Source organism: Candidatus Similichlamydia epinepheli, assembly GCF_003056015.1.
Map to the genome: position 1 here is coordinate 1 of NZ_PPEU01000008.1, position 22,492 is coordinate 22,492.

Genomic DNA, 22,492 nt, shown 5'->3' on the forward strand with positions numbered 1-22,492 from the left:
CAAAGAAACAGACGCATAGCTAATAAATTGGTTCGCAAAAACGACAAAGAAGCCAACAAGATAGCTGATGAAACAGCAGCAGCTTTCTTGATAAAAAATTGTGGGCAAGATGTGCTATCAGATACGTGCATATTTTTTATGTTTTCATAGATGCGTCATTAGAATTATACTATTTTTTAGAATTATACGATAGTTCTAAGATGGCATGAGATTCTACCTCTATTTGAGTTTTTACGTATCATGTCCTTGTAAGTTCTTTTCAATTTATTTGATAGGAATAATAAGGATTATTTAATGCAAATTGAATTTTCCAATGGATTGTAACGCTAAAAATTATTCTGGATTGCGCGCTACTGCTACTGCCTTCGTTATTGAAATTGGCAATAAACTCAGGCGCAACGTTTACATCTCCAAGGCAGACGCTTTTTGTCTTTTCATTTCTCTACTAGACCGCCACCAACAGGGCATATTTCACTTTTGGAGATTTTAAGGAAGATGATTGGTGTTCTTCAGAAGTGGAATAGAATTCAAAGCGCAATTAATTTGACTTTTCTTTCAAATGATGACAGAGAAATTTTGAGCTTAGGTCCAGTGTTATTGAGGATAGAAGAATCTAGGGCAGAAAGTTTTTCTATTCCGTTGCCTGTGTCATCTTTATTGAATATTACTGAGGAGCTATATCTAGCATTTACAACAGTGAATTTATTCACATTCATAAATTCAGATTATCTTCGGGTAATAGATGAATCTTTTAGTGATTGCGGATATATAAACGAAATCCTATCTCTTCAATCAAATTTGAGATCAATATTGACTACTGATTCTACGAGTTTGGGGCCTTACATTCGATCATCCTTACAAACCCCTAATGACCAATTATGGGTATCAAATACTAGTTTTTTCTCAGATGATATATTTGATGGAATTCCTCAAGAGTTGGTTAATTCTTTACAGAGAAGATACAATGAATTGACATCTGCAAACATATCATTTCGCATCAATTCAGGGCGCAATTTTTATAATTTCACTTTGACTTGTTTTTATTTTGCTTTACGTGATGTTTACTATTCTAACCTTTCTCTTAATAATAATTTAATTTTTTGCACTCTCATCTCCAAAAGAATTTTGGAAAGAATTTGTTCACGACTGGATACATTTGCGCATCACGGATCATTTTATTATTTTATTCAGGAATGCTTTCTAGTTTGTGGTCTTATTATATCCGTATTTTCTTCAGCAGATATATCTCAGACATTAATCTTCACAAGAGGAAATAATCGTGAAATGCACCAATGCATTTTTTCCAATTTTGAACTTCTATTATTGTCAGGGCCTTGTCGTGGTCAGATCGCCACAGAAATTGATATATGCCAGCTGTTTTTGAGAATTTATAATGTTGATGGACGAACAAATATTCCGATTTCTGGAATGATTGTAGAATGTTTATCTTCACAAAATATTTTAGGTTCTCATCAGCAATGTTTTATTGAAATTTGGGGTGATTGGTTTAGATATTGTCAAACTCGAATTAATTCTTTCATTAGAACTCACTCATTAATTCAATCACCAAATGCCTTAATAAGCGTAAGAGCATCTTCTTCTCTTTCTGCTGGTGCAGCACTTTCTGCACTTGTCTCACTTGAATCGTTGACAGATGAACAGAGGCTTAACTTGTTGAGTAATGCTTTGTTACGCGCTAGTGAAAGGACAAACCTGGCGGTTCTTTCATCTATATTTGGTAGATTTGGGTGTCAAGATAGTGCGATTAATTTAGTTTGCAGTTTTTTGGAAGAATTTAACAGAGTGCATTTAGAAAGTTCTATTTCTTCGCACATGAACTCATTTCATTCTGTCATTCGTTATCTTCCTTTTTGTGAAAGAGAGTTTACAAGTTTTTCATCTGTTTATCTTATGAGCATGCAATTTCTATCATTTTTTGATGAGGGAAGAATGATAGATGAACTGTGGAATAGTTTACTTTGTTTATTTAACAGATCGAGTATTTTTTCTTTATTGTTGACAGAACAATTGAAATTGTTTTGGTTAAGAATTTTATCTGATCATTCTAATCAACTAGTACAACATTACGCAAGATATGAGGGGTTTTCTTCTTCAACTACCATCCATGATGAAAGAATCGATCATGGTCGTTTGACTCATCCAACTTCTCTCGGACAGCTTTTTGTGCGTTTCCATTTCTCTACTATACCTCCACCAATAGGGCACATTTCACTTTTGGAGATTTTAAAATTAATTATTAATGCACTTGATTGTCAGAATAGATATCAAAACGAAATAAATTCATTTCGCGTCTCACGTGCTGGTTTGGAGATTTTGCAATTGAGACCATTTTTTTTGAGAATGGAAGAATCTCATAGTGAGTCATTTTCTTTAATTATTCCGGTTTCATCTTTATTGACTTTAGTTGGTGAGATTTGTTTAAGTTTTGCAATGCCGGGTGTTTTTGAGTTAGAACAACCAGAAACATCCAATAGAATAAATGAATTCCTTCGTGTTTGTGGTTTAAGTAGAACGAGACATCAAGAATATATCTTATGCTTACAGTCACATTTGAGAGGGATATTAAACACTGAATTAAGCTCTTTAGGACCTTATATTCATTCGTCTTTGCAAGCACCTGATGATCCTTTTTCTTGTTCCATCTTGAATTTTTTATCAGCAAATATGTTTAACAACGTTAGTAATTCATTTGTTAATTTTGTTCTGACGAGTTATGAAGATGTTATGTCTGCATATCAATTGGATAGAATTATAGGGTTATATCATGGTCGTTTTTCATATAATTTGATGTTTTTCTGTTTTATTTCAGCTTTAGTTCGAGCTTCCAGATCGGTTAATTTCCCCATATCTTTTGCGTATTTTTGTAGAATCATGTTTAGAAAAGTTATGTCAAATATCACATGGCGAATAGATCTATTTGCACGTCCTGGATTTTTTTCTTGTTTCATTAGAGAGTGTTTTATAATTTCTGGGCTTATTATTGGTTTGTTTTCAGATAACAACAATCATGATATTTGGGGTTGGTCTATAGGAAGTAGTGAAAGTTTTTATTTATTAAATTTGCCATTTTTTGAAGTTGCTCTTCTGCAAAGGCACGCACAATTTTTCTCTTCTGAAGATGAATGTTCGATGTGTCATCTTTTTCTTAGGGTTTACAATGAAGAAGGAAGAATTGCTAATGCGGATCTCGATGTGCCTTTCGATCGAGATGTACATCAAATGTTGAGGCCTAATTTCGCAGCAGTCTGGAAACCTTGGTTTCGGTATTGTGAACGACGAATACGATCTTTCCTGAGTTTTCAAGAAGAATTAATCGCATCTACCGATTTATTAATAAGATTTAGAACTATTTCATCTCTTTCCGTTGGATCATCAATTTCGCTTCTTTCATCGGGGATGTTGTTAACAGATTCACAAAGGGTTGAGTTATTAAGAAACGCGTTACTTAGTGATAGATGTTTGCCATGTGGACGAAATTGTTTAGATTGGACTTTGCTTTCGTGTTTATTTGACAAATTTTCATGTTCTAATTCTGCAATCGTTCTACTTATTGAGCAATTGAGCATTGTTCTCAAAGTTGGCGGAACAGAAGCGCTAAAACTTGCTTTTCGTTATCTTCCTTTTTGTGAGTCTAGTTTTATCGATTTTTGTTCTGTTTTACTTGCTAGTAGAGATGCGCTTGAATTAATTGATAATTTCGAAAATGGAGTTTATGAACAAACTGCGCTCTTGAGAAATTTGAATTGTTTGTTTGCTAGGTCCACTGTTTCTTATATATTTTTATCAATGGACATCGATGAACTTCTTGAAAGAGCTTTCCGATTTAGAGATAGAAGGGATGTGGTCTCTAGTAGAAGAAGAGAGCGACCTTTTTCACAAGATTCCGATCCGGATGAAGGACCATCAACAAGAAGGGCACGACATTTTTCGCCAGATTCCGATCCAGATGAAGGACCCTCAACAAGAAGGGAGCGACCTTTTTCACAAGATTCCGATCCATATGAAGGGCCCTCAATAAGAAGAGGGCGACCTTTTTTTCAATATTCAGATTCAGATTCAGATTAAGGACCTTAAACAAAAAGGAGCCATTAAAGAAGACAATTAAAGATAAGAGGCGTTGTCTTAATTGCAAATGCCTTTACAACTTTGGATTTGTCTCATCTAAATTAAGTAAGCATATCACAAAGTTGAAAAATGTTTATTTTCCTAAGATTATAATCGTTGCTTTTGTAGCGATGCTAATTGCGATTTTGATTTTTTTAGTTCTAAAAAGTTTGATTGGATTTATTAAAAGGCATTTTGGGATCCTGCACGTGATCATGAAAAAGAGGTAAGGGAAGCAAAAAAGCAACTTAAGTTTTAATTTGAATATATTAGCCGATTTCTCATTTATCAGATATAATACTGATGTTTTCCAAGTGTGATTTGTATTCTTTCGTCTGTAATAGTAGAAATAGAATTTAGTGATACATCCAACTGCTTTCGGACATCCTTTTTTCATATTATGTCTTTCTACCAATCCGGCGCCGGATGGGCATTTCTCTGTTCTTGCACTTTTAAACAGAATTTTTCGTGTTCTTGAGAGTCAGCGCCGATTTCTTAATGCTAGAGGAAGCATTGCTCTCTCGACTGCTGGTATAGAAGTCTTAAGAATGAGCGACTTTATTACAAGAATGGAAGAGTCAGAACAAGTAATGTTTTCTACTCTTTGCCCGGTTTCTTATTTATTGACTCTTTCTGAAGAGATTTGTTTCAGTTATATAATTCCAAATTTATTAAACGAAACTTTTCCAGTATACTCCAATAACATACGTGCACTTCTTTCTGCCTGCGAATTGGATGATCAGAGTCTTATATTTCAAATTCTATGTTTTCAATCTCATTTAAGGGCCATGGCGCACGTAGAAGCAAGAGTTCTTCCCCCTTATATTCAGTTGTCTTTTCTAAATGAGTGTGATCCATTATGGGTTCCAAGTGTGAATTTTCTTCCAGACAATCTTTACGAAGATATGAATCCAGTCTTTTCTAACTCATTTAGAGCGGTATATCACCAATTGTTTGAAGGTAATAATTTATTTGATATCGGGAATATGAATCATGGCCTCGTGTTTTACAATGCCCAAATTTTTTGTTTCTATTCCACCTTATGTAACGTTCCTGATTTGGAAGATTTTCCTATAGAAATGGCATATTTTTGTCGTGTTATGTCTAGGAGATTTATATCGATAATAGGAAGATTACTTAATCCATTTGTACAGCCTGGCTTTTTTTATTATTTCATTCGTGAATGTTTTATAATTTCTGGTCTTATTATAGCTGCCTGTTCCGATATTAACAGTTCTATACTTCAAGGTTGGTCTTGGAGAACGGATTTTAATAATCAACAAGTAGTTTTCCCAATTGTTGAATCCTTGCTGTTATCAATATTTGAACATTCGTTAAATTCCGAAGATACTATGTGTAGGACCTTCCTTAACATCTTTGGCATTGAAGGAAGAAGAGATATATCTTTATCAGGTGTTCTTGACGACGTTATACCTTCACAAAATATTACTCCAAGGTTGCATCCAATTTTTGCTGCAGTTTGGAGGCCATGGTTTCGATTCTGTAGAAGAAGAATAAGTTGTTTTTTAAACCTTCGTGAAGAATTGATTTCATCTTCCAGCACATTGATACGGTTAAGAACGATCTCCTCACTTTCTGCTGGAGCTGCCACTTCTATTCTTGCCTCAAATAGACCTCTTACTAATTTGCAGTCGGTAGAATTGTTTGAGTCTGCATTATTAAGTGATCGAGGCTCGCCATGTGGCGCTAATTGCTTAGATTGGGTTTTGCTTTCCAATCTCTTTTATAGATTCTCGAATAGTAATGCAGCTATAACTCTAATTCACCAAAATGTTTCAATTTTTTGTAGAATCGGAAATTCTAGAAATATGGAGGACCGTGTAACGTCTTTCCGAAACTTCGTTCGCTATTTGCCTTTTTGCGAAAGCGATTTTTGTCAGTTTTGTTCCGTCTTTTTCATGAGTAGGCAATTTCTCTCATTGTTCAATGAATTCCAAATTGGAAATAGGGTAACAGTTGATGAACTTTGGGAATGTTTGTTTTGTTTATTCGCTAGATCTACTATTGCTTCCGTACTGTTAGTGCCTGATTCCATAAATTTTTGGAGAACAATTTTATCTTCATTTGAAAGTCCTAATTCGGATCATGCCAGAGGACGATATCACGATCCAGGAGAGGGCCCATCAACTTCAAAGAGAAGAAGGCTAGAGTAAAATAATTTTTTCATGAATTATATACTTCTAAGTTGTATTCTTTTCATGAAAATTATTTCAATTTTGGGAAGAGAGATAAATATCTCTTTCTAGTTTGCTATTGGATTGATCAAACAATGATATCGTAGCGTTTATTTAATTTGGATTAATCTGCCCAACGACAGTCTAAACAGAATCTAGTGATAAATCAAACCGCATTTGGACAACGTTTTCTTCTCTTTTGCTTTTATACTAGGCCAGCTCCACAAGGGTCTATTTCTATATTAGCTCTTTTAAGACGACTTTTTATCGTTATTGAGAATCAAAGAAGATTCCAGTACATGAATGGATCTTTTCCTATTTCAAGGGCTGCTTGTGAAGTTTTAGGTTTAAGAGAGTTCATTCGTAGAATGGAAGAATCTGGGGAAGAAATATTTTCTGTTCATTTACCAGTTTCCTCTTTATTGATTTTATCTGAAGAAATTTGTTTAACCAATGATTCATCTAATTTATTATCTGAATTATCTCCACTTCGCTCTAGTGATTTGCGATCTTTTCTTTCTGTTTGTGAGTTGGACGATGTTGAATTATTACATCAGCTTGTCTGTTTTCAATCTTATTTAAGAGCAATTCTAAATTTAGAAATAAGTACAACAAGTCCCTATATTGAATTTTCTTACCGAACCCCTCATGATCCATTTTGGAGTTCAAGCGATGTATTTGTTTCATTGGATCTATTTGAAGGCATAGAAGAAGGCTTTGCTGCCAGATTTCTAGAATGTTATCAGTATTTCATGGAAGTTAATAATTTTTTTACGATTGGGACTGCAAATTTCGGTAGTAATTTGTATAGAGCTTTATTAGTTTGCCTCTATTTCTCATTTCGTCATGCTTCTGATTCAGCGCACGTTCCTATAGTGAACGCTCCTTCCTGTAGAGTTATTGCAATAAGGCTTTTATCAAGAATAACTACAAGACTAAACCAATTTGCTAGCCCTGGATTGTTCACTTATTTTGTTCGTGAATGCTTCTTAGTTTCTGGACTTATTTTGGCTGCATTTTCAGATGTTGATGGTTCTCAGGTTAGATTGTCATCTTGGTCAAGCAACGCTGGTAATTTTGGGATCATTGTTCCAATTTTTGAGATTCTTACGTTGTTTGCACTTTCCAGAGAGGTGCATTCTGATCAGTCGATGTGTCGATTATTCATGAACCTTTATTCCATAGATGGAAGAACTGATTCACAAGTTGAGATAGATTTCATTGCCTCGTTTCATTTACAAAATATTATTCCAAGATTAAGTCCTAATTTTGCCGCAGTATGGAGGCCTTGGTTTAGATATTGTAGAAGGAGAATGCGTTCTTTTTTACTTCTTCAAGATTCATTGACCATGTCTACGAGAAACTTGGTTAGCTTAAGGATGATCTCCTCCCTTTCTGCTGGAGTATCCATATTGGCTCTCTCGGAATCACTTGAATCGTTGACAGATTTACAAAGAGTAGAGTGCTTAGGAAATGCTTTGCTTAGAGATCGAGGTCCAGCATGCGGGCGAAATTGTTTAGATTGGGTTTTATTTGAAAATATTTTTGCTCGTTTTTCAGTTCGATCTTCTGTTTTTCAACTAATAGAAGAGAGGATTATCTTGCTTAGAGGATATTCAATTAGTAGGAGTGATAGTCTTCAAATAGAAACATTTCGTGAGCTGATTCGTTTCATTCCTTTTCATGAAAGTAATATACAGGACTTTTGTTCTGTTTTTTTTACTAGTCATAGATTTCTTTCAATACTTGATGGTCAAATTACACATTCAGATAGAGTGAATGCTCTTTGGAGTGCTTTATTTTGTTTATTTGCCAGGTCAAGTCTTTCTGAATTGTTGTTGGGCGATGAGCAAGATGTTTTTTGGAGGCAAATTTTGTCCTTATTTGAGTCTCTTAATACAGATCGAGGACAAGAAGGGGATGCCGACCCGGGAGAAGGGCCATCAACAGCAAAGAGAAGAAGAATTTAATAGATGGTTTAATTCGAACAGACAAAGTTTGTATGTTCATTAAGTTATCTATCCTTATCTCCAAGAATAATATTTTTATTATTCAACTAAATCTATATGTCAATATTTGACATAGAATGTATGGATTTATACCGATGAAACCATACAAAAATGCATAGTTAGTTTGTTTTATAAAAACCTAATTGAAGTAGCCGCTTTACTTAGGTTATTATTTGTTGATGTTACGAGAAGTTTCTACCAATTTATTCTTTTTAGTTTGCATACCTTCCAATGACGATTTTTCCGAGTCAAACGCTTCACTTCTATCTGTCTTAAGAAGAATATTGAACCTATTGAATAGGGTTTCTCTTCTTGTGCCTTCTTCTAGTGATCTTTTGATTGATGATCTCTTAAATTCTAGTAGAGATATTTCTAGGTTGAGTGGCGCAATTCAATTACTAGATTCCGAAGAACAAATCAGGATTCCTGTTTTTGTGCCATTAGGTGCTTTACTGGAATGTACTGAATCTTTGTTGCAAGTTGCTACTTTAGTGGAATTAGGGCACGGGGAAGCGTCATTGAGAGCTTTACTTGCTCCTGAAGAAGGCAGAAATCATCTGAGAGGGGAGGTTTGTCTTTTACAGTCGTATGCACGGCATCTACTCCAGGAAACACTGGAAACGCCCAATTACTTTCGGCTCCTATAGGAGAAGCTGTCTCATTGTTACCAACTTCGGTTTTGTTAGATACAGACTTAAGATCAAGTTTTGTTTCATGTTACAGCGATGAAATTGCTAATCTTTTGCCTGGTTTTAGGGGAATTGATTGCTTTTGCGATAGTTTTTGCTACGTTCTTTGTCGTTCTATTGTTCGTTTCGTAACGGAAACAGGCAACTTTGCTGCTGGTCAAATTATTTCTGAAAGATTTGTGAATCATCTTGGCGAGCGCTTGAATCGTTTATCAAATGTTGAATGTTTCCCATATTCAGTTGGAATGTATTTCATTTTTACTGGTCTTATGATTGAAGCCTTTTCTGAGACCGAAACGGGTGAATTACGCGGTTCAGTAATTCGTGTGTCTATCAATGGAATTGGCCAAGTAAGAATGCACCGTTTCTATCCACGAGTAGAAATGGAACTTCTCTCGAATTTGCGTGGATCTTCTCCTTTATCTGGATCAGCTTTATCTCAGTTATTTTTGAGATTTTACACTTCTACAGGACGAAACACATCTTCAATATGTACTTTCCCACCAATTACAAGAGTTCGTCCAGAAGTAGAGGGACTTTTGGAGCATTTGCTTGCTCATTGGCTTGCATTTTGTAATGTGCAACTTATTAAAACCAGAGAATTTATAGAAATTAATGAACATTATCTAACTCTTCCACATTCAGTTTCGAGTCCTTTATCTAGGAGAAATCAAATTCATTTCTTAGGTGAAATATTAGGAATGAGACTTGAAGAGGACTTGAGATCTACTGATATCAATCAATTGCTTCCAAGTGGGTTCTATTCAAATGAAGCCTATAGAAATATTGTCCAAGAACATGTTCATTTGCAACTTAGAGAGTTGATAGATTCCTGGGGGGCTAGACACACTTCACATCGTTTGCAATCGCGCTTTACTCTTGTTTTGCGACTTTTACCATTGTGCGAAGATTCCATTATAAGATTTGCTCAAATGCGAATCACCATGAAACATGTTTTCTATAGTTTAAATCAGTGGCTGACGCTTAGCAATGGTGATTCTAGTGAGGCCTTTTATCCTGTTTTGCAGGGAATTTTAATGCTTTTTAACTTGAGCAGTGTAAATTTGTTTCAAGACCAAAGCAATGAAGTTTTTTGGAGAAGACTCATAAGGTTTGTATTTTGTGGTAGGCAAATAAGTCTATTAAAGAGGGATGTGTCAACTGGAATGCCTTTCCTTTTGTGTCATTTGCCCTTGCATCCAATTGGAGAAGGAAGATTTTCTCCATTGGAAATTATTCAATCGATTCTTGATTTGTTGATTAGACAAGAGGCGTGGTTTTTGTTTGATCGAATGGCTTCTTTTACTCCATCTAGAAGAAATGTGATGAGACTGTATAGAGCTATTTCATGGGGGAACATTGAAGGGATATTTGGTACACATCAAGCGTTACCGATTGCTGATCTTTTAGAAGTAGCTGAAGATCTTGTGTCTATGTGTAATTTTACAATTTTATTTTCTCCTTATTTGCCTACAGAAGTTGAAAATGTTAGAGAATGTGTAAATCAATCCAATTTGACTCAAGATATTTATCGGAATTTAATTGTTCTACAATCTTATTTGCGACAAGCATCCTGCTCTAGTTCATCCATTTTATCGTCTTCCAGTGATGCATATTTTTCCTTCCCTAATGACACTTTTTACCAAAATATTGATGAATTTCTGGATAAAGTTTTAAGTGGATTTTCTGAGGATGAATTGCTCGGATTCAGATATGAATATAGAAGCTTCATGATGGAATTAACAAATGCAAATGTTTTCATTAGGAGTCGGCCTCAGTTCATATCCATGATTGTCAAAGTGTTTTTCACGGTTCTGCGAGGCTGGACTGAATCATTACATGATTTAAGTGTTGAACATCTTGAATTGCTATCACGACTTTCTACAAGCTTTGTGAATGAATTAAGTATCATTTTAGAGCCGTTTTCTGGTCCTGAATTTCTTTCATACTTGATTTGGGAGATTTTTAACATCTCAGGTGTCATTCGAGCTTGTTTTTCTGATGCCATACAAGAGGATGGAAATAGTTCTTCTCCTATTATCATGTTGAGAATTGAACAACGTGGATTAATGACAGCTTATACTTATTCTATTGATGAGTTTCATCTTCGTTTATTTTGGAGATCTTTGGAAAATCGTTCGATTGAAGCTCTTTGTAGGTCATTTTTATCTTTATACACACCTTTTGGACGTAATCAGGAAGCTAATTGGCCATTCACCAGCCCTCATCATATTTTACCTGAGCTCTCTCTTCCTTTTAGTAAAGTCTTTGAACCTTGGTTTCATTATTGCGAGAGGTTAATGGCCCCTGTCCTACTTACTAGTCGCATGTCGGTTGATCTTGTAAGACGGCTTAGATCTTATTCCTCCCTACAATCAGGAGCAGCTTTGGTTGCTTTGGATCTATCAGACCCTAATGACGAAGCACACTTACAATTATTAGACACTGCATTAAATAGCGTGGAAGAGAGATTCACTGGATCTGAAGAAAATTTCAGAAGTATTGCTAGGAGATGGGGCGATCATATGTCTTTGTCTATGACGTTTTCAAGGTATTCGCGTTCAAACAACGTCGAATTGCGTCTCATTTTATTAATTAGAGATCTGATGTCAATTTTGGATAGTGAAGTGATGTCGTATGATAACCTTGTAGAGGCAGAGTCAATTCTTGTTAAATTAACTCGTTATATGCCTTTCTATGAGCAGGAATTCCAAGAATTTTGCCGAATAAGACTTATGAGTCATCATTTGATAAGTTGTATTCTTTCTAACGAAGTTATGGGTAATTTCGCCGGAAGACAACAACTATGGAATGATTTTATGGCATTTTTTCTATCTTCCACGCTATTTAATGCAGTGTCTAAGTGTCTTTGATGAAGAGGGTATGATTGCCTCTTGTTTTAGAAGAACAATAGAGTTTCTCGGAGTGAGATTCATTGATGAAGATCAATTGGTTACTTCTTCTGATGTGTCTGTCTCTCAGGATGAAACCGTTATCTCAGAACAGCAAAGTACTTCAGATGAAGATTACGACGATATGCCACCTCTGGAAGATTAAGAGCCATTTCATATAAGAAATTTAATAATTTAATTAGATGTCTAGATATAGACCAGTCAAGAGATGTCTTATTTGTCAGAATTTTTAAAAGATTCAATAAGAAACTTATTGTAATAATTAGCTTCAGTTTAGCTAATATATTTTTATGCTAAGAGAAGTTTCTACAGGGTTTTCTTTTTTAATCTATGAATTTTCTGTTGATGAGCTTTCCAGGGATGATGGATTATTTCTAACCTAATAATATCTCTTCCACAAAAAATAGTTTTAAGAAGGATATTAAGCCTGTTAAAGCGAATTGCTCTCCTGAGACCTATCGAAAGAAATAGCTTATATAACGATCTTTTACTTTCGGGAAGAGATATTATTAGGTTAGATAACGTCATTCAATTAATAGGCACAGAAAATCAAATTTTAACCCCAATTTTCGTTCCGTTATTTGCTTTTTTGGAATGTACAGAGTCTATTTTGAGAGCTTCTGCCTTAATAGAGGTTGGAGTTGGGGCGGAGCCCTTGCGAAGTCTATTATTTTCTGAAGAAGAAAGTGGTAGGCTTAGAGGAGAGCTTTGTCTTTTACAATCTTACACAAGACATTTGTGGATGGAAGAAAGTAGAGGTGTCGTTCCTTCTTTTCATATCGATTATTTATCCGATCCTGTACTGATTTCAGGTTCTACAGAAGAGCACATCTCTTTTTTGCAAGACACTTTGAATTTTGATGAAAGACAAACATCAAGATTTTTATCATGTTACAGGGAAGAAATATCTAACACTTTACCAATGGTAAATGAAGGAGCTCGTTTTTTCTGCGATAGTTTTTCTTACGTTTTTTGTCGTTCATTGGTTCGATTCGTAACTGAGACGGAAGACATTCCTACTGGATTGATCATCTCCGAAAGATTCGTGGCGCATCTTGGAAGTAGGTTGATAGGATTTTCTAACGTAGAAAGTTTCTCTTATCTAATAGGAGAGTTGTTCGTTTTTACAGGACTTATGATTGAGGCCTTCTCTATACCTATAGATGAAAGTTCGACTGAGCCAGTAATTCGTCTATCTATGGATAGAGGAAATGAATGCACGATTTATCGCTTATATCCTCATTTGGATGTAGAACTTCTCTCAAATTTGCGTGAAGATTCATCTCTATCCCTAAGAGTTTTAGCTAAACTCTTTATGAGATTCTATACTCCAAGGGGACGAAACAGAGAGGTAACATGGCCTTCCGTGGCAAGCACAAGAGTTCGTCCGGAGACAGAAGGCCTCTTAACACATTTGCTTTCACGTTGGCTTGCTCATTGTAATTCTCATCTTGTTAGAGCAAGTTTTATTTTAGAAAGTCATAACCATTATGATCCAATTCCACATCCAATTGATGCACCTTTATCCACCAGAAATCAACTTTATTTTCTTGGCGGTGTGTTGGGTATGAGAGTTGAAGAGGCGTTAACTTGTGCTGATATTAGTAGATTTTTGACAGACGGATTTTATTCAAATGAACGGCATAGAAATTTAGCAAGAGAACAAGTTCGAACGCAAATTCGAGAATTGATTTCTTGCGAAATGAGTGAGGGGTTATCGCCTTGTTTGCAATCTTGCTTTACTCGCATATTACTTCTTTTGCCGTTATGCGAAAATTCTCTTTTAGGATTTGCTCAAATGCGAATCACCATGCAACATGTTTTCTCTCAATTAAATGAATGCATTCGGATTGGTGATGGAAACTCTGAGAATGTAACTCAAGCGATCTTGGCTCTTTTTAGCTTGAGTAGTATGAATTTTGTTCAAGAACAAAGAGAGTCATTTTCTTGGAGAGAGCTTCTTAATTTTATTTTTTGTGGAAGAAATATAACTTTTGTAAAAAGAGAAATATCAACTGGAATGCCTTTTCTTTTGTGTCATTTGCCATTGACAGCTAATCGAACAGGGAAATTTTCTCCACTAGCTATTATTCAAGCAGTGTTGGATATTTTGATCAATCAAGAGGGCTGGTTTTTTTTCCAAAGATCTTTCGTTACACCATCTAGAAGAAATATAATACGTTTATTGAGATCGGTTTCTCGTGGAAATACAGTAGGGGTTTTTGGCGCTGTTCAAGTTTTTCCTATTTCTAGTATGTTGGAAGTACTCGATGATATTTTTTCCATGTTCAATTTCGGTGTCTTGTTTAGTGATTATTTGCCTTTAGCTGTCGAAAATATTACAGATTGCCTTGAAAGTTCTGGAGTTACTTCAGAAGTGGCCGAAAGTATACTTTTCTTACAATCTTACTTAAGACATGCGTGGTGTTCTGGATCGTCTAGTCTATCATCGGATATTGAACCAACTCTTTCTTTTTCAAATGACCCTTTTTATCAAGACGTCGATCTCTTCATAAGTAGAGTTTTAATAGAATTTTCGCCTGTCGATCTAGTGTTTTTTAGATTTGAGTATAGAAGCTTTATTGCAATGTTGGAGAATTTAGGTGTGCCTGTGCGTAACAAGCCTCAGTTCATATCCATGATTGTGAAAATATTTTTCTCTGTATTGCGAAATTGGGTTGCCTCATTACAAGACATATCCTCAGAGACTCTTGACCTTCTAAAAAGACTCTCTAAAAGTTTTGTCAATGAATTAAAAATTGTTTTAGAACACTTTTCTGGACCTGGATTCTTTCAATACTTGATATGGGAATTGTTCAATATTTCAGGTGTTATTTGTTCTTGTTTCTCTGAGGAAATTGGTGAAAACAATTCGGAAGACTCTCCAATTGTTAGGCATACAATTGCAAGTCTTAATTCAGAAATGTCGTACACTTATGCTATCAATGAGTTTTATTTGCGTTTCATATGGAGATCCGAAGATACACGTTCCGCTGAGTCTCTTTGTAGGTCTTTTTTATCCCTCTATTCTCAATCTGGTCGTAACGAAGAGAATGATGGCTGGCCATTCCTAAGCCCTCATCGTGTTGTGCCTAGTCTGCGGACGTCTTTGCATGTAGTCTTTCAGCCTTGGTTTGAATGTTGTGAGAGTTTAATTCATCCAGTTTTGAGTGCTTGCCAGATGTCATTGGATTCTTTAGTAAATGTTAGATCTCACTCTTCTTTAAGTTCAGGCGCCGCTTTGGTCGCGTTAGAGAATAGTGTCGTCAGTGGATTAGAGCATTTGTGTCTACTGGAAATAGCTTTAAATTGGTCAGATGAATCAGAGGTTGGGTCAAATAGTGGCAGTGAAGAAACTTCACATGAAGATCTCTTTAGGACTAGCGCGTTATGGATGCAAAATGTGTCCCTTCGTGAGACGTTCAATACTTATTCACAGTCAAGAGATTCTAGTTTATGTCTTATTAAGTTGATCAAATCCCTAATTGCAAAATTGGATAGTCATCTTTACTCAAATGAAATCATTATTCACATTGAGGTTCTTTTAACAAAAATAATTCGTTATCTTCCTTTCTGCGAAGAATCGTTTGAAGCTTTCTGTCATATGAAAGCAATGAGTCAAAGTTTGTTAAAGGACCTGTTTTCTAACAATATTACAAGTACGTTTACTGGAAGAGAACAATTGTGGAATGATTTTATGGCATTTATTTTGTCTTCCGGATTCCGTCAGCTATTTTCTGGAGACATTTTGTATTCTTACCTTAGAATAGCAATAGAAGTATTTGGAATCAGATGGACTGAGGAAGAGAGAAGATTAAGTCGAACTTCGATCTCAGAGCCTATTGTTCAAGAGGAAGCAGATGTTGAGGCAGAACGTCAAGACTCTGATTCCGATACATACGATGACATGCCACCTCTTGAAGACTAAGACTAAATCTACCGAACGGCAAAGCGCAATTTTGGTAACAGTGATAATTTTGCATCCATGAGGGTTAAATTGAGAATAATTATGAATGTGTTTCGAATCGGATTTTTTGTAGTTGCCTCGTCAGGACATGCAAAATTTTTGAATACAAAAAGAAACAAAATAGCAAAAAGAGATAGGCTCAATAAAGAGATGTAACAGGCAAATGTGACCAAAGCGAAATCTTTCGTTGTCTTTGTCATGATCGAGAATGGTAAAATCTTGAGTATGCAGTCCATGCAAATATACGTCATTATGAAAGATTGAAACCATTGGCCGATAGTACGTGTACAGTTTTTCGCGAATTTAATTAAAAAATTTTCACTTATTGATTCAATTGAACGATCAAATAGATGACTCAATAACGAGATAGAATGAATTGCCATGCTTATTAATGCCAAAACAGTAGAACAATAGAAATACATATGAAAAAGGATAACATTTGTAGTTCTAGCTCCATGGAAAGAGAGCGAAGCAACCATCGCTGACGAAGAAATATCTGCTACCATTTTTGACAATGAGATATGTGGTGCTATTTTCATTGGAAAAAACCTCCCTGCTCGTGGCATCTGTTTGTTTTGGCTGTGATCAATACGGGAACAGATTGTTCATTTATATTAACGCCGTTTTTTATAAAAAAGTAGATGTTCATTTGTGTTGCTTATCCATTAAGTTCTAGCTCTTTCATTCAAAAAAATGTTATAAGATTATTCCGATTATTAGAGAAATAAACAGATTATCCAGATTTTTGCTTTTTGCTCTCGTTTTCTATTGTAAATAACGAAAATTATCAACTGAACTTGTGATCCATTCTACTGCTTTTGGCCAGGCATTTTTAATTTTTAATTTTTCGACTCGACCTGCACCAGATGGGTTTATTTCACTTTTTGATCTTTTCAGACGAATTTTGGTAGTTCTTGAAAATCAGATTGCTTTTAGAAGGTTTCCATCAGCTTTTTTGCTATCAGATTCAGGATTAGAAGTTTTAAGAATGAGATCCTTTTTCAGGATAATGGAGAGATCTAGACAAGAGAGTTTTTCTTTATATATTCCGGTTTCATCTCTATTAGTCCTATGTGACGAAATTTGTTTCATTCATGCAACGATGGACTTATTATCCGAGTCATTCCCAATATACACCATTAATTTACGTTCCTCTCTTACTGCTTGTGGATTAAACAATTTAGGCTTTATTTATGAAATACAATGTTTACAATCTTATTTGAGGGCAGTAGTAGCATCAGAAACATATACTCATGGCCCTATCATTCCATTTTCTCTTAACATTCAGAATGATCCTTTTCTGACATCAAGCCACACATTTTTTCCAATAGATCTTTTTGAGGGAATTGAAGAAGGGTTCATTTCAAGAGTTCGGTTCGCTTTCATTATGTTTATGAATAACTGTAGATTCTTTGAAATGGAAAATAATAATAATGGAATTTCTACATATAATCCGATACTTCATTGTTTTTTATTTGCATCACATGTCGCTTCAGATTTTGGACCATGTTCAATGGTTCATTTGAATTTCTGTCGTACTATGTGGAGAAGGGTTTTAGCAAGAATTATAGTGCGACTAGATCCATTTGCGAGACCTGGCCTTTACCATTATTTCATTCGTGAATGTATAATGATTTCTGGACTTATTGTAATTGCATTTTCTGACGCTAATGGAGCTCAACACAGAATATTATATCGATCAAGTAATGCAGGTAGTCAAGGAGCAGTCTTTCCTATTTTTGAAGTTTCTGCCTTAGCGTTTTTTTCAAGAATGTCGTTAAATTCTGGTGACAGAATATTAAGCTTTTACCAAGAAATGTACGACTGTGATGGAAGATCTGGCACAATGGCCAGCTCTTTTTTTGGTTCACAAAGTATCATTCCACATTTGCGTCCCATTTTTGCCGCTTTTTGGCTTCCTTGGACTAGGTATTGTAGAAGCCGATTAAGTGTTTCTGTAAGAGTTCAACGGTCGTTAAGACTATACCCAGACAGATTTACATGCCTGAGAACTCTTTCTTCTCTTTCTGCTGGTACTGCTCTTTCGATTCTTTCATCACGTCTATCATTAACTGATGAACAACGAGTAGATTTATTGAATAATGCCTTGTTGCATGATCGAGGCCCACCGTGTGGCAGGAATTGCATTGATTGGATTATTCTTTCGAATATTTTCGACCGTTTTTCTTGTAGAGAGTCTGCGCGTTCTTTAGTTTTAGCAAGATTAGGCCTACTTCGTAGAAGAAGTGACGTAGAAAATATGAATTTTTCAAGAATAGAAATTTTTCGTGCGTTGCTTTTTGCGCTTCCTTTTTGTGAGTTCAGTTTCATTAGTTTCTGTTCTGTTGTTTTTATGAGACAGCAATTCTTGTCTTTACTTGATGATGAAAGAGAAAGAGGTGCTGTCGGTAGACTCAATGTACTATGGTCGCATTTGTTTTCTTTATTTGCTAGGTCTCATCTTTGTGTATCATTATTTTTTGAAGGATTCCAAGATTTTTGGAGAGAAAATTTGACTTTATTTGAAAATAGGGCTCTAGATCGTGAACCAGAGCAACATTCCGATCCGGAGGAAGGCCCATCAACTTCAAAGAGAAGAAAGATGTAGTACAAGTGGTATTCGATTTATTTATCATTATTTCGATACAATATTTTTTTAAATCTGTTAAATAAAATTGGATTGTTTACAGTTCCGGTGATCACCCAAATTTCTTTGATTCCATTATTGGTAGCCCTTTCTATATAAAGAGAGAGTTCTTTGTAAGAATCTATCTGTGAAACAAGTATCAGAAGAGTAGAAGTTAATTGTGAGCTTTTGAATGTTTTGTATCCTAGGCTTTCAATGAAGGGACAGCATAATTCTGATTCACATTTGCGAAGTGAAATAACTGCATCTACCGATCTAGGTTCTTGTAGCCATTTTAACATCATCCAATGCGATAACAATGAAAACGTATTATCTGAATGTAATGATTTGATGAGAGACGAACCTGGCCCTTCACAATCAAATAATACTAGCATCCAATCTGGGCAAGCTTCATGTTGTTCATATAAAACTAGGTGTGATCCACATTCCCTGCAAAAGAGATGTGGATATTTGAGAGGATGTTTGCAGTGAAGGCAGCGAGGTGGCCTGAGTATAAATCCAAGCCACTCCAATATTTTTTTCAATATGCTCTTCCAATCAAGACTCGAGAAGAAATAGATTGTCCTGAAAAAATACATGTTCCACATGTTGTCTCTTCAAGTGGAAGGCAACGGGGCGTTACATGAAAACGTTCCTTTAAGTCAGTGGAAAGTTCATCAGAGCAATAACAAAGTGCGAGACCAGCGTTCTTATTCTCGAAAAAACGTTCGAACTCCTCTTTTGAGTGAACCTCATGGATGCCCTCGATGGTTCTTTTCTTTGAACGATGTAAAATTTCTTTTTGTATGCTTTCTAGTAAGAAAGGTGCTTCATGTAGGAATTTCTCTGTAGAAATGGATATTTTGTTTTTTTGTAGGTCTGTTCTTTCTATCCATCTAAGTGAGTTGCTGGAGACTTCTTTGGGGCCAATCTCTAGTATGAGAGGCACTCCTTTTCGTATCCAATTCCATTTCTTTTCTCCTCCGCTCATGTCTTTTTGATCGAACAGGACTCGTAAAGATTCTCCTTGAAAATGAATAGATTTTAATTCTCTTTCTAATCGTTTGCAAAATTCGATCACAGTTGTGTCATCTTTGTATCGATGTACGGGCAGAATAATTATTTGCTTTGGTGCAATTGTAGGAGGCAATATCAAGCCATTATCATCTCCATGAGAAAGAATACACCCTCCAATCAGACGCGTAGATACTCCCCAAGAGGTCGTTTGAGCGTAGGCAAGGTTGCCTTTCTCATTCGAAAACTGAATGTTGAATGAGCGAGCAAATGTTTCTCCAAAAAAGTGTGATGTCCCCATTTGTAATGCTTTGTTATCTTGCATCAAAGCTTCAATACAATAAGTTTCTTTGGCTCCAGGGAACTTTTCAGATTCTGTTTTTCTTCCTTTGATTGGATGAATAGCAAGTGTATCACGGATAAAACGTTCGTACACATCAAGCATTGTTCTTGTTTCAATAAGCGCTTCTTCTTCTGTTGCGTGAGCAGTATGTCCTTCCTGCCAAAGAAATTCTGATGTGCGCAGAAATGGCCTTGTGCGCATTTCCCATCGGACTACATTCGCCCATTGGTTTATCAGCAGAGGAAGGTCACGATAAGAGTGAACCCATCTAGAGAACATCTCTCCAATGATAGTTTCTGAAGTTGGGCGCACGATCAAAGGTTCTGCAAGTGGCGCTGCGGGAATGAATTCTCCATTCTCATTTTGCTCTAACCTTCGATGGGTTACTACAGCACATTCTTTAGCAAAACCAGATACGTGTTCAGCTTCACGGTCAAAAAAATGTAATGGGACAAACAGTGGGAAATAAGCATTTTCATGTCCGGTATCTTTAATGGCACGGTCTAGGATAGATTGAATTCTTTCCCATATAGCAAAGCCCCATGGTCGGATAACCATGCATCCTTTTACTGAGGAATGATCGGCAAGTTCTGCTTCTTTCACAACTTCGTGAAACCAATCATTAAAATTTTCGTTTCTCGTTATAGAAATCGATGTCTTGCTAGAGCCATTCGACATTAGCCTACCTCCTTTTTACTAAAGAGTAAGAGCTGTAGCGTTTTATCTGAAACTATAGAGAAGAAGTGTCGCTGCGCAAGCAACATTAAGTGATTCTTTTTCTGTTGGTATCCATACTTTATTAAAAGTAGATGGCCATTCAGGAGAAACTCCTTTCCCCTCATTACCTATGACCAAAAAAATAGAACTACTAGCTAAAGATGAAGGAGGGGAAAGAGAGCCTTTTTTGTCTGTTACCCATATTTGATCGGTTGGGGTCTTTTCTAAAAAAGATTTAATCGTTGTTTTTTTGATAGGTAGCTCAAAGATACCGCCTCGAGATGCGCGAATAACTTTAGGATGATATGGATAGCAAGAGTTGGGAGTGTAAAAGATGCCATTCCATCCGAATGCTAAGCATGAACGTATTATCATACCAAAATTGCCTGGGTCTTGAATGGTATCTAGGAAAAGAAATCGACCCGATACAGGCATGGAATAAGGCTTGCAACTTCCAATGGCGCAAACTCCTTTGAAGGTTTTTAGACCTGAAATCTTTTCTAAAAGATTTTGCGATAGAAGGTGTGGCTCTGGAAAGAGTGATTTGATTGAGTAGTTATTAATCCACTTATTTAGAAGTTTAATTTCAGAAGAGAAAAGTAATTTTGGAATAAAAACATCTATGGTCTCCTCCAAAAGGTCTTCCCCAGCTAAAAGAAAGGAATCATGATTTTGTTTGATTTGCTTCTTCCACAATTTGAAGCGAGCATTAGAACGACTGACGATAGCCTCAACCATTCTATCTTTCCTATTGTTTATAAGTTATTATTTTTTGATAAAAGACTACCTGTTCATTGTATGCATTCTTATAAAAATAGATAAAGAGATGATGAATTAAGTTGCATTTGCTCTCGTTTATGTTCACAAGCCTGAAGGCCCCTCTCCTGGATCGTCATTATCTTCATCACTCTCGGATGGCTCTCCTTCACCGCATGTAACTGTTTCCATTGTGACTTCGTCCTGGCCTCTAGGCTCCGAAGTCTCTTCACTTGAAGAAATGGATGTTGTAGAAGTTGACGAACTTGGTCGTTCTAATGCTCCACTTGGAGGAACAAGAGTTGACATAAATGATATCAGTGTCGAGACAAATGTTGTAGACAATGCTACGCCCTGTTCCCAACTTCCGCATGATGTGTGTGAGCTTACGAATGATTGGAAACAGAACAAGAAGATACTTGTAGATAAGAAAATAATAAACATAACCAATCTTTCGACACACGATTCTGACGGGGAAAGAGAAATCAATAAAGCTTCAAGTAGTTGAAAAAAAATTACGAAAAATATCACAAACAGAGAGCCTGCTGTTTGTATACATGTCATCCAATGTGGGCCGCTAGTAGTGTTGACAGTTGATGCAGTCGTGCTGCAAGCTGAACCAGATTTGAACACCCCATTATTACAGTGTTCACGGGCATACATGAACGGAAGAGTGGCGCAACAAATCACTGCAAAAAGCAGGGCTACCAGACAAATTACAACTAAGACAGTTCTTGACAATCCACTTTGGCTGAAAAGCCCCCTCTTCCTATTTGGCGGATTGTTACCGTTGCTTCCTGCTCCCGACGAACTTGATGAAGTTAGAGATGAATAGTCCAATTTGAGATCTTTAATGTAGAATAACCGCGAGACAGGCTACATTATGAGATTATTTTTTCGATATAGTAAAATTATACCGCATTGATAGGTTTTTATATTTGCGTTTGAATAACATTCTTTATCGACAAACACTTTGATGTATATAGAACTGAAGATGCCTATAATTTTTTATAAGATATCGATTATGCCCCTCTCAGTCGCAATGGCGGGAATCGCGGCCTGTCAACTGGTAGAACTTCTCTTATGGGAGGTCTAGAAGGTCTTCTAGGCCGTTCAATAACCTCTAACATCTCTTCACC

At 36.0% G+C, this 22,492-nt stretch carries 14 protein-coding genes; 10 read left to right on the forward strand and 4 right to left on the reverse strand.

The annotated features are described in order from the left end of the window. The first annotated feature begins 426 nt into the window (after positions 1-426). From GCCT14_RS00950 to GCCT14_RS00980, 7 genes are all read left to right on the forward strand, one after another. Positions 427-4,086 carry a hypothetical protein gene (locus GCCT14_RS00950; protein ID WP_108623825.1) on the forward strand — a complete coding sequence of 1,220 codons (3,660 nt, stop codon included), beginning with the start codon at positions 427-429 and terminating at the stop codon, positions 4,084-4,086. A gap of 398 nt (positions 4,087-4,484) precedes the next feature. Continuing rightward, positions 4,485-6,299, forward strand: a complete 1,815-nt coding sequence (locus GCCT14_RS00955) for a hypothetical protein (RefSeq protein ID WP_108623826.1) — start codon at positions 4,485-4,487, stop codon at positions 6,297-6,299. A gap of 179 nt (positions 6,300-6,478) precedes the next feature. Further along, the gene (locus GCCT14_RS00960) at positions 6,479-8,290 is read left to right on the forward strand and encodes a hypothetical protein (protein WP_108623827.1); all 1,812 of its coding nucleotides are present in this window, start codon (positions 6,479-6,481) and stop codon (positions 8,288-8,290) included. A 218-nt stretch (positions 8,291-8,508) separates the two neighbouring features. Beyond that, positions 8,509-8,976, forward strand: a complete 468-nt coding sequence (locus GCCT14_RS00965) for a hypothetical protein (RefSeq protein WP_108623828.1) — start codon at positions 8,509-8,511, stop codon at positions 8,974-8,976. After that, on the forward strand, positions 8,901-11,891 hold the full coding sequence (locus GCCT14_RS00970; protein ID WP_157952432.1) for a hypothetical protein: 2,991 nt from the start codon (positions 8,901-8,903) through the stop codon (positions 11,889-11,891). The genes GCCT14_RS00965 and GCCT14_RS00970 overlap by 76 nt, the downstream gene beginning before the upstream one ends. Positions 11,892-11,901: 10 nt before the next feature. Next, complete coding sequence (locus GCCT14_RS00975) at positions 11,902-12,075, forward strand: hypothetical protein (protein ID WP_157952433.1); 174 nt, start codon at positions 11,902-11,904, stop codon at positions 12,073-12,075. Positions 12,076-12,585: 510 nt separating this feature from the next. After that, the gene (locus GCCT14_RS00980) at positions 12,586-15,858 is read left to right on the forward strand and encodes a hypothetical protein (RefSeq protein ID WP_157952434.1); all 3,273 of its coding nucleotides are present in this window, start codon (positions 12,586-12,588) and stop codon (positions 15,856-15,858) included. A gap of 8 nt (positions 15,859-15,866) precedes the next feature. Here GCCT14_RS00980 and GCCT14_RS00985 read toward each other — a convergent pair whose 3' ends face one another. Continuing rightward, on the reverse strand, positions 15,867-16,436 hold the full coding sequence (locus GCCT14_RS00985) for a hypothetical protein (RefSeq protein WP_157952435.1): 570 nt from the start codon (positions 16,434-16,436) through the stop codon (positions 15,867-15,869). A gap of 260 nt (positions 16,437-16,696) precedes the next feature. Between GCCT14_RS00985 and GCCT14_RS00990 the strand changes: the two genes are divergently transcribed. Beyond that, positions 16,697-18,505 carry a hypothetical protein gene (locus GCCT14_RS00990; protein WP_108623833.1) on the forward strand — a complete coding sequence of 603 codons (1,809 nt, stop codon included), beginning with the start codon at positions 16,697-16,699 and terminating at the stop codon, positions 18,503-18,505. 17 nt (positions 18,506-18,522) lie between these two features. Here GCCT14_RS00990 and GCCT14_RS00995 read toward each other — a convergent pair whose 3' ends face one another. From GCCT14_RS00995 to GCCT14_RS01005, 3 genes are read right to left on the reverse strand one after another with little or no spacing between them, the layout of a single operon-like run. Then, complete coding sequence (locus GCCT14_RS00995; RefSeq protein WP_108623834.1) at positions 18,523-19,068, reverse strand: hypothetical protein; 546 nt, start codon at positions 19,066-19,068, stop codon at positions 18,523-18,525. Beyond that, positions 19,065-20,558, reverse strand: a complete 1,494-nt coding sequence (gene proS / locus GCCT14_RS01000) for a proline--tRNA ligase (protein ID WP_108623835.1) — start codon at positions 20,556-20,558, stop codon at positions 19,065-19,067. The genes GCCT14_RS00995 and proS overlap by 4 nt, the downstream gene beginning before the upstream one ends. A gap of 42 nt (positions 20,559-20,600) precedes the next feature. Then, positions 20,601-21,335 carry a TrmH family RNA methyltransferase gene (locus tag GCCT14_RS01005; RefSeq protein WP_108623836.1) on the reverse strand — a complete coding sequence of 245 codons (735 nt, stop codon included), beginning with the start codon at positions 21,333-21,335 and terminating at the stop codon, positions 20,601-20,603. Between the two features lie 211 nt (positions 21,336-21,546). Here GCCT14_RS01005 and GCCT14_RS05350 point away from each other — a divergent pair, with 211 nt between their 5' ends. Both GCCT14_RS05350 and GCCT14_RS05355 read left to right on the forward strand, forming a co-directional pair. Then, complete coding sequence (locus tag GCCT14_RS05350) at positions 21,547-21,861, forward strand: hypothetical protein (protein WP_157952436.1); 315 nt, start codon at positions 21,547-21,549, stop codon at positions 21,859-21,861. Between the two features lie 153 nt (positions 21,862-22,014). After that, positions 22,015-22,188 carry a hypothetical protein gene (locus GCCT14_RS05355; protein ID WP_157952437.1) on the forward strand — a complete coding sequence of 58 codons (174 nt, stop codon included), beginning with the start codon at positions 22,015-22,017 and terminating at the stop codon, positions 22,186-22,188. Positions 22,189-22,492 lie beyond the last annotated feature (304 nt).